Raw genomic sequence first — 12,274 nt, 5'->3', positions numbered from 1 at the left:
CCGGCGAGCAGCCGGTCCAGTTCGCCCAGGGGGCCGTCGTCCGGGCCGTGCCCGGCGTGCGCCAGGCAGGCCGCGCGCAGGGCCTCGCGCAGGGCGCGGGCGGCCGGTACGTCGGACTCCGCGAGGGCGAATGCGGCGCGCCCCTCCGCCGTGTCGAGACGGTCCGCGCCGGTCTCGACGTCCAGGGTGTTGACCAGTGCCTCGACCAGCGCGAGTCCACCGGGCGCGGAATCCCTCTCATTCATGGTTGCGACGTTACCGCCCATGCGGGAGCATGCAGTAACGGTTACCGGTTGAGCGCTTCAAGCGGTAACCACCTGTCCGTAGTCTGCCCGAGGAGGAAGCAACATGGCTCTGGCCACAGTGGGTGCCGTCGTCCTGGACTGTCCCGACCCCGTCGCCCTGGCGAACTTCTACGCCGCGCTGCTCGGCGGCGAGGTGGAGCGGGAGGAGGACTGGGTGGACCTCAAGGGAAGCGCCGGCGCCCCGCTCGCCTTCCAGGCCGCGCCCGGCTTCGTACCGCCGCAGTGGCCGCGCGCGGACGCCTCGCAGCAGTTCCACCTGGACCTGACCGTGGCGGACCTGGACGCGGCGGAGCGCGAGGTGCTGGCGCTGGGCGCGACGGTGCTGGACGCGGAGGACCGGAAGCGCAGCTTCCGGGTGTACGCCGACCCGGCGGGACACCCGTTCTGCCTGTGCGCCGGCTGAGACGGGGAACGGCGCCCCGGCGGCTCAGGCCGCCGGGGCGTCCAGCTGTTCGATCGTGGCGTGCGACGGGCCGCGCAGCGCCCGCTGCTCGCGCGCCACGTCCTCGGCGGCGCGCAGCACCCGTACCGCGTTGCGCCAGGTGAGCTTGGCCAGGTCGTCGGCCGACCAGTTGCGGCGCAGCAGTTCCGCGACCAGGTTCGGGTAGCCGGCGACGCTCTCCAGGCCCTGCGGGAGGAAGGCGGTGCCGTCGTAGTCGCCGCCGATGCCGATGTGGTCGATGCCGGCGACGTCGCGCATGTGGTCGAGGTGGTCGGCGATGGTGGCCGCGGTGGCGACCGGGCGGGGGTGGGCCGCCTCGAACGCGGCGTGCAGTTCCATGGCGCGCGCGGTGGTGTCCAGGTGGTGCAGCCCGTGGGCGCGCAGGTTCTCGTCGGCGGCCCGCGTCCAGGCGACGGCCTCGGGCAGGACGAACTTCGGCACGAAGGTGGCCATGGCGATGCCGCCGTTGGCCGGGAGCAGCGCCAGCACGTCGTCGGGGATGTTGCGCGGGTGGTCGCAGACGGCGCGCGACGAGGAGTGCGAGAACATCACCGGCGCGACGGAGGTGGCCAGCGCGTCCCGCATGGTCGTCGCGGCGACGTGCGAGAGGTCCACCAGCATGCCGGTGCGGTTCATCTCGCGGACGACCTCGTGGCCGAAGGGCGAGAGGCCGCCGACCCCGGGCTCGTCGGTCGCGGAGTCCGCCCAGGCGATGTTGTCGTTGTGGGTGAGCGTCATGTAGCGGACGCCCAGGGCGTACAGGCCGCGCAGGGTGCCCAGCGAGTTCGCGATGGAGTGGCCGCCCTCGGCGCCCATCAGGGAGGCGATCCGGCCCTCGGCGCGGGCGGCCTCCATGTCGTCGGCGGTCAGGGCGCGCCGCAGGTCGGCCGGGTAGCGGTCGAGCAGTTCGGCGACGGCGTCGATCTGTTCCAGGGTCGCGCTGACGGCGGCGTCGCCCGCGAGGTCGGAGCGTACGTAGACGGACCAGAACTGGGCGCCGACGCCCCCGGCGCGCAGCCGGGGGATGTCGGTGTGCAGGTGGGCCGACTGGTCGGTGGCGATGTCGCGGGCGGCCAGGTCGTAGCCGACCTGCTCGCGCAGCGCCCACGGCAGGTCGTTGTGGCCGTCGACCACGGGGTACTCGGCGAGGAGTTCCCGCGCCCGGTCCAGTCGGTCCGTCACGGCGCCTACTTCCCGAAGCCGAAGGACTCCGCGCCCGCCGCCTTCTGGCGCAGCCGCTTGCCCTTCTCGGTGGCCTGGTCGTTCAGGTCGTCCAGGAACTCCGTCGTCCGGCGCCGCAGTTCGGGGTCGGCCGCGCCGAGGATGCGGACGGCCAGCAGTCCGGCGTTGCGCGCGCCGCCGATGGAGACGGTGGCGACGGGGATGCCGGCGGGCATCTGGACGATGGACATCAGGCTGTCCATGCCGTCGAGGTACTTCAGCGGGACCGGGACGCCGATGACGGGCAGCGGGGTGACCGAGGCGAGCATGCCAGGCAGGTGGGCGGCGCCGCCCGCGCCCGCGATGATCGCCCGGAGGCCGCGGTCGGCCGCGTTCTCGCCGTACGCGATCATCTCGCGGGGCATGCGGTGGGCGGAGACGACGTCCACCTCGTAGGGGATCTCGAACTCGTCGAGGGCCTTGGCCGCCGCTTCCATGACGGGCCAGTCGGAGTCCGAGCCCATGACGATGCCGACGAGCGGGGCCGCGGAGGCGGGGGAAGTCATTCGGTGATCGTTCCTCGCAGGTAGTCGGCCGCGTGCCGGGCGCGCTCGCGCACGTCCGCCAGGTCGTCGCCGTAGGTGTTGACGTGGCCGACCTTGCGGCCGGGCTTCACGTCCTTGCCGTACATGTGGATCTTGAGCTGCGGGTCGCGCGCCATGCAGTGCAGATAGCCCTGGTACATGTCCGGGTAGTCGCCGCCCAGGACGTTGCACATGACCGTCCACGGGGCGCGGGGGCGCGGGTCGCCGAGCGGGAGGTCCAGGACCGCCCGGACGTGGTTGGCGAACTGCGAGGTGATCGCGCCGTCCATGGTCCAGTGGCCGGAGTTGTGCGGGCGCATCGCCAGTTCGTTGACGAGGATGCGCCCGTCCCGGGTCTCGAACAGCTCGACCGCGAGGTGACCGACGACGCCCAGCTCGGCGGCGATGCGGAGCGCGAGCTGCTGGGCCTCGCCCGCCCGGTCCTCGGGCAGGTCGGGGGCCGGGGCGACGACCGTGTCGCAGACGCCGTTCACCTGGACGGATTCGACGACCGGGTAGGCGACGGCCTGGCCGTGCGGCGAGCGGACGATGTTGGCCGCCAGCTCCCGTACGAAGTCCACCTTCTCCTCGGCGAGGACCGGCACGCCGGCCCGGAACGGCTCGGCGGCGTCCTCCTCGGAGCGGACCACCCAGACGCCCTTGCCGTCGTAGCCGCCGCGCACGGTCTTGAGGACGACCGGGAATCCCCCGGCCTCCTCGGCGAAGGCCGCGACGTCGGCCGGGTCGGCCACGATGCGGTGGCGGGGGCAGGGGGCGCCGATCTCGGTGAGCTTCGCGCGCATCACCCCCTTGTCCTGGGCGTGCACCAGGGCGTCGGGGCCGGGGCGGACGGGGATGCCGTCGGCCTCCAGGGCCCGCAGATGCTCGGTGGGCACGTGTTCGTGATCGAAGGTGATCACGTCACAGCCGCGCGCGAACGCCCGCAGCGTCTCCAGGTCGCGATAGTCGCCGACGACGACCTCGCCCGCCACCTGGGCCGCGGAGTCCTGAGCGGTGTCGCTGAGGAGCTTGAACTTGATGCCGAGGGGGATGCCCGCCTCGTGGGTCATTCGGGCGAGCTGACCGCCACCGACCATGCCGACTACCGGGAACGTCACGCTCCCAGGGTATCCGCACCGCCCGGTGGCGGCTCCGGGCAGGGGGCGCACGCCGTGACGGACGCGCCACACCCTCCCCGTGACGCACAGGCGTACGGGGGGTGTCCTGGTTAGCATGGCCGGGTCGCACCGAGCGGCCGCCCCTCGGGGCCGAACCTACGCGGACGGGCTGAGCGATCACATGAGCGAACGAGGCACACTCCGGGCCCGGCTGGAGTCGCTGGCCCGGGAGGTGGCCAAGTTCGGCGTGGTCGGCGCGTTCGGCCTGGTCGTCAACATCGCGGTCTCCAACCTGCTGTGGCGCTACACCGACATCCCGACCGTGCGCGCGGGGCTGCTCGCCACGTTCGTCGCCATCCTGTGCAACTACGTCGGCTTCCGGCACTGGACGTACCGCGACCGCGACAAGTCCGGCCGCACCCGCGAACTGACCCTGTTCCTGCTGTTCAGCGCGGCGGGCGCGGTCATCGAGACCGGGGTGCTGTACGTGGCGACGTACGGGTTCGGCTGGGACACCCCGGTCCAGAGCAACGTCTTCAAGATCGTCGGCATCGGGGTGGCGACGCTGTTCCGCTTCTGGTCGTACCGGACGTGGGTGTTCAAGGCGCTGCCCGTCCCCGCCGAGGCCGCCCCGGCCGAGGCCGCGGCCGGGAAGTCCGCCGCCGAGGGCTCCGCCGCCGGGGAGTCCGGCGCCGACAAAGGGGCCGTTCTGAGCGTGCCCGCCCCCGTCGTGCGGGTGGAGGCGGACCCGGCCCGCCGCTAGGCGTGCCCGCGGGGCGGGCCCGTCACCGCACCGGACGTTCCGGTTCCGTTCTGCTCTGGGCCATCCGGCTCAGGAAGAGGGCGAAGACCGGGGGCTGCTGCTGGAGGAGTTCCAGCCGGCCGCCGTCCGCCTCGGCGAGGTCGCGGGCGACCGCGAGGCCGATGCCCGTGGAGTTGCGGCCGCTGATGGTCCGCTCGAAGATCCGCGCCCCCAGGTCGGCCGGGACGCCGGGCCCCTCGTCCGTCACCTCGATCACCGCCTGGTTGCCGGTGACCCGCGTCCGCAGGGCGACCGTGCCGCGCCCGTGCATCAGGGAGTTCTCGATCAGCGCGGCCAGGACCTGGGCGACCGCGCCCGGGGTGCCGACGGCGCTGAGCCCCTGCTTGCCGGAGCAGACGATGGCGCGGCCCTCGCCCCGGTAGGCCGGGCGCCACTCCTCGATCTGCTGCTTGACGACCTCGTCCAGGTCGAAGACGACGGCCGAGCCGGTCCGGGGGTCGCGGGCGTTGGTCAGCAGCCGCTGCACCACGTCCGTGAGCCGTTCGACCTGGGCGAGCGCGATGTGCGCCTCCTCCTTGACGGTCTCCGGGTCGTCGGTGAGCGAGATCTCCTCGATGCGCATGGACAGGGCGGTGAGCGGGGTCCGCAGCTGGTGGGAGGCGTCGGCGGCGAGCCGGCGTTCCGCGGTGAGCATGCGGGCGATCCGTTCGGCGGAGGCGTCGAGGACGTCGGCGACGCGGTCCAGTTCCGGCACCCCGTACCGCTTGTGGCGCGGGCGGGGGTCGCCGGAGCCCAGGCGTTCCGCGGTCTCGGCGAGGTCGGTGAGCGGCGAGGCGAGCTTGTTGGCCTGGCGCACGGCGAGGAGGACGGCGGAGACGATGGCCAGCAGCGCCACCGCGCCGATGATCATGAGGGTGCGGCCGACCTCGCGGGTGACGGCGGAGCGGGACTCCTCGACGGTGACCCGCTCGCCGTGCTCACCCGTCTCGGTGGCGGTGATCACACTGCCGCCGGGACGCTCGCCGACCTCGATGGGGGCCCGGCCGGGCATGTTGACCAGGGCGTAGCGCTTGCTGTCGATCTGCTCGGCGAGCACTTCGGGGTTGATCCGCTCGGAGCCGAGGAGCCGGCTCTCGATGACGCTGATCAGCCGGAGCGCCTCGGAGTCGACGCTTTCCTGGGCGCTGCTGCTGATGGTGCGGGTCTCGACGATGACGAGGGAGACGCCGAAGACGGCGATCACCACGAGCACGACGGCGAGGGTGGAGTTGATCAGTCGTCGGCGCATGCCTGCTTCTGTACGTCGTCGGCTCGGGCGGGTGGCGCGGAGCGCGTCGGCGCTCGCGGCTCGCGCCGGGGGTCAGCTCTTCTCGAAGCGGAAGCCGACGCCCCGGACGGTGGCGATGTAGCGCGGGTTGGCCGCGTCGTCGCCGAGTTTCTTGCGGAGCCAGGAGATGTGCATGTCGAGGGTCTTGGTGGAGGACCACCACGTGGTGTCCCAGACCTCGCGCATCAGCTGGTCGCGGGTGACGACCCGGCCGGCGTCCCGCACGAGAACCCTCAGCAGGTCGAACTCCTTGGCCGTGAGCTGCAGTTCCTCCTCGCCCATCCAGGCCCGGTGCGACTCGACGTCGATGCGGACGCCGTGGGTGGCGGGCTGGGGGGCGGGCTCGGTGGCGCCGCGCCGCAGCAGGGCCCGGACGCGGGCGAGCAGTTCGGCGAGGCGGAAGGGCTTGGTGACGTAGTCGTCGGCGCCGGCGTCGAGCCCGACGACGGTGTCCACCTCGTCGGCGCGGGCGGTCAGCACCAGGACCGGCACGGTGTGACCCTCGGCACGGAGCCGGCGGGCGACTTCGAGGCCGTCCATGCCGGGCAGCCCCAGGTCGAGCACGACCAGGTCGATGCCGCCCTGGAGACCGGCGTCGAGCGCGGTCGGGCCGTCTTCCCGCACCTCGACCTCGTAACCCTCCCGCCGCAGGGCGCGGGCCAGCGGTTCCGAGATGGATGCGTCGTCCTCGGCGAGCAGTACACGGGTCATGCACTGATGGTAGTCCGCGCGGGGTAGGAGGCGGGAGGTGATCCGCAAGCCCTGCGGGTCAGCGCCCGGACCGGGGGTACGCCTTGGAATATGTGACCGCGATCATGCCCTTACCTGTGATCCATCTCTCAAGTCCTTCCATATCGCCCTCTGTCGTGCCGTATGGTGGCCCAACGCCTATTGCACTACTCAAGGACCTTTGGGCTGCTCTGAGCGCCAAAGGTCTCTTTTGTGTGCGGGGCCGGTACCCGCCGGCCCGGAAGTACCTCAGTGAATGACCTGTGGGCCGGGCCCGGACCGCCGTCGAAGGCGGCTCCGGGCGTGGATCCCGTCGCGGTGGGCGTGCCCGCGGCGGTGCCGGCCTCCCCCCACCGGGCGCGGACCCGCCTTCATGCGGCGCCGCGTCCCGAGCACACAAGGATCGATCATGGCGTCCAGCCTGACGAAGGACCCGTCGAGCACCGCTGGTGGCGAGAAGACCTTCTTCGGCCACCCCCGGGGCCTGGCCACGCTCTTCATGACGGAGATGTGGGAGCGTTACAGCTTCTACGGCATGAAGGCACTGCTCCCGCTGTACCTGATCGCGCCCGGCGGCATGCACATGAACGCCACCACCGCGACGACCATCTACTCCGCCTACATGGCGATGGTCTACCTGCTCGCCATGCCCGGCGGCTGGATGGCCGACCGGTTCTGGGGCCCGCGCCGGACGGTCGCCATCGGCGGCGCCGTCGTCATCCTCGGCCACGTCACGCTGGCGGTGCCCAACTCGGCGACCTTCTTCGCCGGGCTGGCCCTGGTCGCGCTCGGTTCCGGGCTGCTGAAGGCCAACATCTCCACGATGGTCGGCCACCTCTACGACGGCCCGGAGGACCCGCGCCGCGACGGTGGCTTCACGCTCTTCTACATCGGGATCAACGTCGGCGCCTTCCTCGCCCCGCTGACCATCGGCACCGTCGGTGAGAACGTCAACTGGCACTTCGGCTTCGCGCTGGCCGCGGTCGGCATGGCGCTGGGTCTCGCCCAGTTCATGCTCGGCACCCGCCACCTGAGCCCGCGCAGCGACATCGTCACGACCCCGGCGAGCGCGCAGGAGAAGCAGTCCGCGCTGCGCAAGGGCATGATCTGGCTGATCGTCGCGGTCGTCTTCTACGGCCTGCTCGGCGTCACCGGCAACTTCGTCGACTGGGGCGTCCTGCCGATCACCCTGGCCGGACTGGTCATCCCGGTCGCCGTCCTGGCCCGGATGAAGCGCGACAAGGAGCTGACGCGCACCGAGCAGTCCAAGCTCTCGGGCTACATCTGGTTCTTCGTGGTCGCGGCCGTCTTCTGGATGATCTACGACCAGAACGGCTCGACGCTGTCGATCTTCGGTGAGAACTCGACGACGAACAGCCTGTTCGGGTTCGACTTCCCGACCTCCTGGTACCAGTCGCTGAACCCGATCTTCGTGATGGCGCTGGCCCCCGTGCTCGCGTCGGGGTGGCTGTGGCTGAACAAGCGCGGCAAGGAGCCGAGCACGGCGGTCAAGTTCGCCTCCAGCCTCGTGCTGATCGGCGTCTCCTTCGCCGTCTTCCTGATCCCGCTCATCGACACGGCCGCCAACGGCGGCAAGGTCAGCCCGATGTGGCTGGTCTCGATCTACTTCATCCAGACCATCGCGGAGCTGTGCCTCTCGCCGGTCGGCCTGTCGGTGACCACGAAGATGGCGCCGGCGAAGTACAGCTCGCAGATGATGGGCGTCTGGTTCCTCGCCGTCACCGCCGGCGACTCCGTGACCGGTCTGCTCACCTCCAAGCAGCTCGGCGTGGACCTGGACAACACCGGAGCCGTCGCCTTCGAGGTGGTCCTCGCCGTCATCGCCGGTGTGGGCATCTGGATGTACCGCAAGAAGGTCGCCCAGCACATGGGCGACGTGCGCTGACCGGAGCGCCCCGTACGCGAAAGGGGCCGCCGCACCGTTTCGGTGCGGCGGCCCCTTTCGCGTACGGCCGGTGGGGTGACGGGGTCACGCCGGGGCGGCCAGCTCCGCCCATACGGTCTTGCCGGGCTCGCCCGGCACGCGTACGACTCCCCAGTCCAGGCAGAGCCGCTGCACGATGAACATGCCGTGTCCGCCGGGCCGGCCGGCCCGGTGCGGGGTGCGCGGGGCGGGCTGGCCCGCGCCGCCGTCCGCGACCTCCACGCGCAGCACCTTGGCGCTGCGGGCGATCCGGATCTCGTCGGGGCCGTCCGCGTGCAGGCAGGCGTTGGTGACCAGCTCGGAGACGACCAACAGGACGTCCTCCGCGGCGGCGCGGCGGTCGGCGCTCGACGCGGGGAGCCAGCCCCAGTCGTGGAGCGCCTCGCGGGCGAAATCACGGGCCGTCGGCACGATGCCGGTGGCCTCCCGCAGCGACAGCGTGCGCCACTGCCGCTCGGCGGCCTCGGCGGGCCGGACGGGCTCGGCGGAGGAAACGCCCGCGCCCTCCGGCTCGCGGCCGAGGTCGCCCGGCGGATGCTGCCGGGTGGTGCTCATCAGCGCTTCACCTCACCGATTCACCATGTCGCCATTGGACAGATAAGAACCATTGAACACATACGAGAACACATACCGATACGGACACTGACACAGGAACCGCACAGGCACGACAGGCCGGGCCGTTCGAGCTGACCCGAAGATCTCCTGCCCGGCCGAACGGAGACGACACCCCCCGGCGCTTCGCCGATCGCGTAACTCACACGACCGGCCCCGTGCGGCCGGGGGGACGGGGTCAGGTCTCCAGGGCCTCGGCGAGCGAGGCGTGGACGGTGAACACCGCCTCGGCGCCCGTGATCTCGAAGACCCGGGCCACCACCGGTTGCATCGCGGCCAAATGAACCCCTCCCCCGGCCGCCTCCGCCTGGAGGCGCGCACCGAGCAGCACGTTCAGCCCGGTGGAATCACAGAAGTCGAGTCGTGAGCAGTCGACCACCAGGCGCGCACGCCCCTGCTCGACCGCGCTCTCCAGCGGCTCGCGCAGCAGATCCGCCGTGTGGTGGTCGAGCTCACCCACCGGCGTCACCACCTCGCTCAGCCCCTCGGTCCGGACCTCGACCTGAAGCCGACCCCGGTTCGCACTGCCGACCGTCCCGCGGTCCATGCCCGTCCCTCTTCACCGCTCGTCACTGTCCGCATCACCACATCAACGGATGCGTGCCCAGTTGTCACTGATGTTCTTGGAACCCTACGCGTTCCTTGCGCCACGCGGTAGCGGAAGACCTCAACAAACCGGACATATAGGGTCAATTGGCGGTTGTACCGATCGATGACGAGCGGGTATGGGTAGAGGAACCCCAAAAACCACGACCGGCTTCGGAGGCGCCGCTTCACCGCAGGAACACGTATGGGCATCGGCAGCCATATGCCGAGAATGATGGAGGAGACCCCATGTCGCCCCGGCTCGACGTACCGCGTACCCACGACGCGCCGTCAGCATGTCCCCAGGGACACACCGCATCACACACCGAAGCTCTCGACGGCCTGGACGGCCTGGAGGGCCTGCCCGAGATCCCGCCCTACACCGAGGTGGGGGCGCTGGACGCCAGGGCCCTGTCGAAGACGCTCTTCGCCCGGCTCGAAACCCTCGACGAGGGCACGTCGGAGTACTCGTACGTACGCAACACGCTCGTCGAGCTGAATCTGGCCCTGGTGAAGTTCGCCGCGTCCCGGTTCCGCTCCCGCAGCGAGCCGATGGAGGACATCGTCCAGGTCGGCACGATCGGCCTGATCAAGGCGATCGACCGCTTCCAGCTCAGCCGCGGGGTCGAGTTCCCGACCTTCGCGATGCCGACCATCATCGGCGAGATCAAGCGCTTCTTCCGCGACACCAGCTGGTCCGTGCGCGTCCCGCGCCGCCTGCAGGAACTGCGGCTCGACCTGGCCAAGGCGGGCGACGAGCTCGCCCAGCGGCTCGACCGGGCGCCCACCGTGGGCGAGCTCGCCGACCGCCTCGGCCTCAGCCGCGACGAGGTCGTCGAGGGCATGGCCGCGAGCAACGCGTACACCGCCAGCTCGCTGGACGCCACGCCCGAGGACGACGAGCACGAGGGCGCGCTGGGCGACCGGATCGGCTACGAGGACCACGGGCTCGAAGGCATCGAGTACGTCGAGTCCCTGAAGCCGCTCATCGCCGCGCTGCCGGGCCGCGACCGGAAGATCCTCTCGCTGCGGTTCGTCGCCAACATGACGCAGTCGGAGATCGGCGAGGAGCTGGGCATCTCTCAGATGCACGTCTCCAGACTGCTGTCGCGCACGCTGGTCAAGCTGCGCAAGGGCCTCACGCTGGACGAGTGAGGCTCCCCCGCCGACGGAAAGGGCCCGCCCCCTCGGGGCGGGCCCTTCCGCTCGTCTCAGCCGCCGTACGGGCCCGCGACGCGCTCCCCGGCCCGCCACACCTCGCGGACCAGCGGCACCCCCGGCCGGTACGCGAGGTGGACGTGGCTGGGCGCGTCCAGGAGGACCAGGTCGGCGCGGGCGCCCGGGGCGATCCGGCCGACGTCGTCGCGGCGCAGGGCCGCCGCGCCGCCCGCCGTGGCGGACCAGACGGCCTCGTCCGGGGTCATGCCCATGTCCCGCACGGCCAGGGCGATGCAGAACGGCACGGACGAGGTGAACGAGGACCCCGGGTTGCAGTCCGTGGACAGCGCGACGGTGGCGCCCGCGTCGAGCAGCCTGCGGGCGTCCGGCCAGGCGGCGCGGGTGGAGAACTCGGCGCCGGGCAGCAGGGTGGCGACGGTGTCGGACTGGGCGAGCGCGTCGACGTCCGCGTCGGTCAGATGGGTGCAGTGGTCGGCCGACGCGGCACCCAGCTCCACCGCGAGCTGGACGCCGGGGCCGTGGCCGAGCTGGTTGGCGTGGACGCGGGGGCGCAGGCCGCGCGCGACGCCGGCGGTGAGCACGGCGCGGGCCTGGTCGCCGTCGAACGCGCCGCGCTCGCAGAACACGTCGACCCAGCGGGCGTACGGGGCGCAGGCGTCGAGCATCGGGCCGGTGACCAGGTCCACGTAGCCGGCCGGGTCGTCGGCGTAGTCCGGGGAGACGATGTGGGCGCCGAGGAAGGTGACCTCGTCGGTGTGGCGGGCGGCGATGCGCAGGGCGCGAGCCTCGTCCTCGACGGTGAGGCCGTAGCCGGACTTGGTCTCCAGGACGGTGGTGCCCTGGCGCAGCGCCTCGGCGAGGTAGCGGGCGACGTTGGCGGAGAGCTGGTCGTCGGTGGCGGCGCGGGTGGCGGCGACGGTGGTGCGGATGCCGCCCGCGCTGTAGGCGCGGCCGGACATGCGGGCGTTGAACTCCTCGGTGCGGTCGCCCGCGAAGACCAGGTGGGAGTGGGAGTCGACGAAGCCGGGGATCACGGCCCGGCCGCCCGCGTCGAGGGCGTGGTCGGCGGCGGGCGCCCGGCCGGACTCGCCGGTCCAGACGACGCGGTCGCCCTCGATGACGACGGCCGCGTCCCGGATCAGCCCGAGGGGTGAACCGTCCCCCTGCGAGGGGTCGTTGGTGACCAGGGCGGAGATGTGGGTGAGGACGGTCGTCGTCATCGGGGGGCTGCTCTCCTTGCGTGGGGAGGCCGGGGGCGGTCGTCCCCCGGCCGGCTGCTCAGGGGCGCAGGGCGCCGATGGCCCGGGCGAGGGCGCGGGGGACGTCGTCGACCAGCGTGTGGTGTCCGTCGCGTACGAGGTGGCGTCCCGCCACCACGGTGTGGCGGACGTCGGCCGCGGACGCGGCGAACACGGCGGTCTCCGCCCCCAGCCGGGCCACGGGTCCGGCCGTCCTGACGGAGTCGAGGGCGACGGTCACCAGGTCGGCGGGGGCGCCTGCCTCCAGGACGCCCGCGCCGGGCCG

General features: G+C 71.9%; 13 protein-coding genes and 1 pseudogene. 4 read left to right on the top strand and 10 right to left on the bottom strand.

All coding sequences use genetic code 11. The features are described from left to right. On the bottom strand, positions 1 to 245 hold a 245-nt coding region (locus tag MHW47_RS23535; protein WP_239225769.1), incomplete at its 3' end, for an ABATE domain-containing protein. Between the two features lie 103 nt (positions 246 to 348). Here MHW47_RS23535 and MHW47_RS23530 point away from each other — a divergent pair. Beyond that, the gene (locus MHW47_RS23530; protein ID WP_239225768.1) at positions 349 to 708 is read left to right on the top strand and encodes a VOC family protein; all 360 of its coding nucleotides are present in this window, start codon (positions 349 to 351) and stop codon (positions 706 to 708) included. Between the two features lie 24 nt (positions 709 to 732). Here MHW47_RS23530 and MHW47_RS23525 read toward each other — a convergent pair whose 3' ends face one another. From MHW47_RS23525 to MHW47_RS23515, 3 genes are read right to left on the bottom strand one after another with little or no spacing between them, the layout of a single operon-like run. Further along, on the bottom strand, positions 733 to 1,929 hold the full coding sequence (locus tag MHW47_RS23525; protein WP_239225767.1) for a dipeptidase: 1,197 nt from the start codon (positions 1,927 to 1,929) through the stop codon (positions 733 to 735). 5 nt (positions 1,930 to 1,934) lie between these two features. Next, the gene (purE, locus tag MHW47_RS23520) at positions 1,935 to 2,474 is read right to left on the bottom strand and encodes a 5-(carboxyamino)imidazole ribonucleotide mutase (RefSeq protein ID WP_239225766.1); all 540 of its coding nucleotides are present in this window, start codon (positions 2,472 to 2,474) and stop codon (positions 1,935 to 1,937) included. Beyond that, positions 2,471 to 3,610: a 5-(carboxyamino)imidazole ribonucleotide synthase gene (locus MHW47_RS23515; RefSeq protein WP_308381684.1), complete on the bottom strand. Its 1,140-nt coding sequence runs from the start codon at positions 3,608 to 3,610 to the stop codon at positions 2,471 to 2,473. Before MHW47_RS23515 ends, purE begins: the two co-directional genes overlap by 4 nt. Positions 3,611 to 3,791: 181 nt before the next feature. Here MHW47_RS23515 and MHW47_RS23510 point away from each other — a divergent pair, with 181 nt between their 5' ends. Further along, on the top strand, positions 3,792 to 4,373 hold the full coding sequence (locus MHW47_RS23510) for a GtrA family protein (protein WP_239225764.1): 582 nt from the start codon (positions 3,792 to 3,794) through the stop codon (positions 4,371 to 4,373). Positions 4,374 to 4,395: 22 nt separating this feature from the next. On the opposite strand, the gene MHW47_RS23505 is transcribed toward MHW47_RS23510, so the two are convergent. Both MHW47_RS23505 and MHW47_RS23500 read right to left on the bottom strand, forming a co-directional pair. Continuing rightward, the gene (locus tag MHW47_RS23505; RefSeq protein ID WP_239225763.1) at positions 4,396 to 5,661 is read right to left on the bottom strand and encodes an ATP-binding protein; all 1,266 of its coding nucleotides are present in this window, start codon (positions 5,659 to 5,661) and stop codon (positions 4,396 to 4,398) included. Between the two features lie 72 nt (positions 5,662 to 5,733). Next, positions 5,734 to 6,411: a response regulator transcription factor gene (locus MHW47_RS23500; RefSeq protein ID WP_018104033.1), complete on the bottom strand. Its 678-nt coding sequence runs from the start codon at positions 6,409 to 6,411 to the stop codon at positions 5,734 to 5,736. Positions 6,412 to 6,838: 427 nt separating this feature from the next. Here MHW47_RS23500 and MHW47_RS23495 point away from each other — a divergent pair, with 427 nt between their 5' ends. Continuing rightward, the gene (locus MHW47_RS23495) at positions 6,839 to 8,335 is read left to right on the top strand and encodes a peptide MFS transporter (protein WP_239225762.1); all 1,497 of its coding nucleotides are present in this window, start codon (positions 6,839 to 6,841) and stop codon (positions 8,333 to 8,335) included. Between the two features lie 84 nt (positions 8,336 to 8,419). On the opposite strand, the gene MHW47_RS23490 is transcribed toward MHW47_RS23495, so the two are convergent. Both MHW47_RS23490 and MHW47_RS23485 read right to left on the bottom strand, forming a co-directional pair. Next, positions 8,420 to 8,929 carry an ATP-binding protein gene (locus MHW47_RS23490; RefSeq protein ID WP_239225761.1) on the bottom strand — a complete coding sequence of 170 codons (510 nt, stop codon included), beginning with the start codon at positions 8,927 to 8,929 and terminating at the stop codon, positions 8,420 to 8,422. A 235-nt stretch (positions 8,930 to 9,164) separates the two neighbouring features. Further along, positions 9,165 to 9,533: an STAS domain-containing protein gene (locus MHW47_RS23485; RefSeq protein ID WP_239225760.1), complete on the bottom strand. Its 369-nt coding sequence runs from the start codon at positions 9,531 to 9,533 to the stop codon at positions 9,165 to 9,167. Positions 9,534 to 9,820: 287 nt separating this feature from the next. Between MHW47_RS23485 and MHW47_RS23480 the strand changes: the two genes are divergently transcribed. Then, positions 9,821 to 10,726 carry an RNA polymerase sigma factor SigF gene (locus tag MHW47_RS23480; RefSeq protein ID WP_239225759.1) on the top strand — a complete coding sequence of 302 codons (906 nt, stop codon included), beginning with the start codon at positions 9,821 to 9,823 and terminating at the stop codon, positions 10,724 to 10,726. Positions 10,727 to 10,782: 56 nt separating this feature from the next. Here MHW47_RS23480 and hutI read toward each other — a convergent pair whose 3' ends face one another. Further along, positions 10,783 to 11,970: an imidazolonepropionase gene (hutI, locus tag MHW47_RS23475; protein ID WP_239225758.1), complete on the bottom strand. Its 1,188-nt coding sequence runs from the start codon at positions 11,968 to 11,970 to the stop codon at positions 10,783 to 10,785. Between the two features lie 58 nt (positions 11,971 to 12,028). Continuing rightward, positions 12,029 to 12,274 (bottom strand): annotated as a pseudogene (locus MHW47_RS23470) (formimidoylglutamate deiminase); the annotation flags it as partial.

The organism is Streptomyces sp. OfavH-34-F (genome assembly GCF_022347745.1).
Classification (GTDB): Bacteria; Actinomycetota; Actinomycetes; order Streptomycetales; family Streptomycetaceae; genus Streptomyces.
This window is presented reverse-complemented; position numbering and strand designations above follow the sequence as displayed.

Coding starts and splice junctions, on each gene's coding strand:
- MHW47_RS23485 (WP_239225760.1), bottom strand. CDS start 9,533: ATGGACCGCGGGACGGTCGGCAGTGCGAACCGGGGTCGGCTTCAGGTC.
- MHW47_RS23510 (WP_239225764.1), top strand. CDS start 3,792: ATGAGCGAACGAGGCACACTCCGGGCCCGGCTGGAGTCGCTGGCCCGG.
- MHW47_RS23490 (WP_239225761.1), bottom strand. CDS start 8,929: ATGAGCACCACCCGGCAGCATCCGCCGGGCGACCTCGGCCGCGAGCCG.
- MHW47_RS23480 (WP_239225759.1), top strand. CDS start 9,821: ATGTCGCCCCGGCTCGACGTACCGCGTACCCACGACGCGCCGTCAGCA.
- MHW47_RS23530 (WP_239225768.1), top strand. CDS start 349: ATGGCTCTGGCCACAGTGGGTGCCGTCGTCCTGGACTGTCCCGACCCC.
- MHW47_RS23495 (WP_239225762.1), top strand. CDS start 6,839: ATGGCGTCCAGCCTGACGAAGGACCCGTCGAGCACCGCTGGTGGCGAG.
- MHW47_RS23500 (WP_018104033.1), bottom strand. CDS start 6,411: ATGACCCGTGTACTGCTCGCCGAGGACGACGCATCCATCTCGGAACCG.
- purE (WP_239225766.1), bottom strand. CDS start 2,474: ATGACTTCCCCCGCCTCCGCGGCCCCGCTCGTCGGCATCGTCATGGGC.
- MHW47_RS23505 (WP_239225763.1), bottom strand. CDS start 5,661: ATGCGCCGACGACTGATCAACTCCACCCTCGCCGTCGTGCTCGTGGTG.
- hutI (WP_239225758.1), bottom strand. CDS start 11,970: ATGACGACGACCGTCCTCACCCACATCTCCGCCCTGGTCACCAACGAC.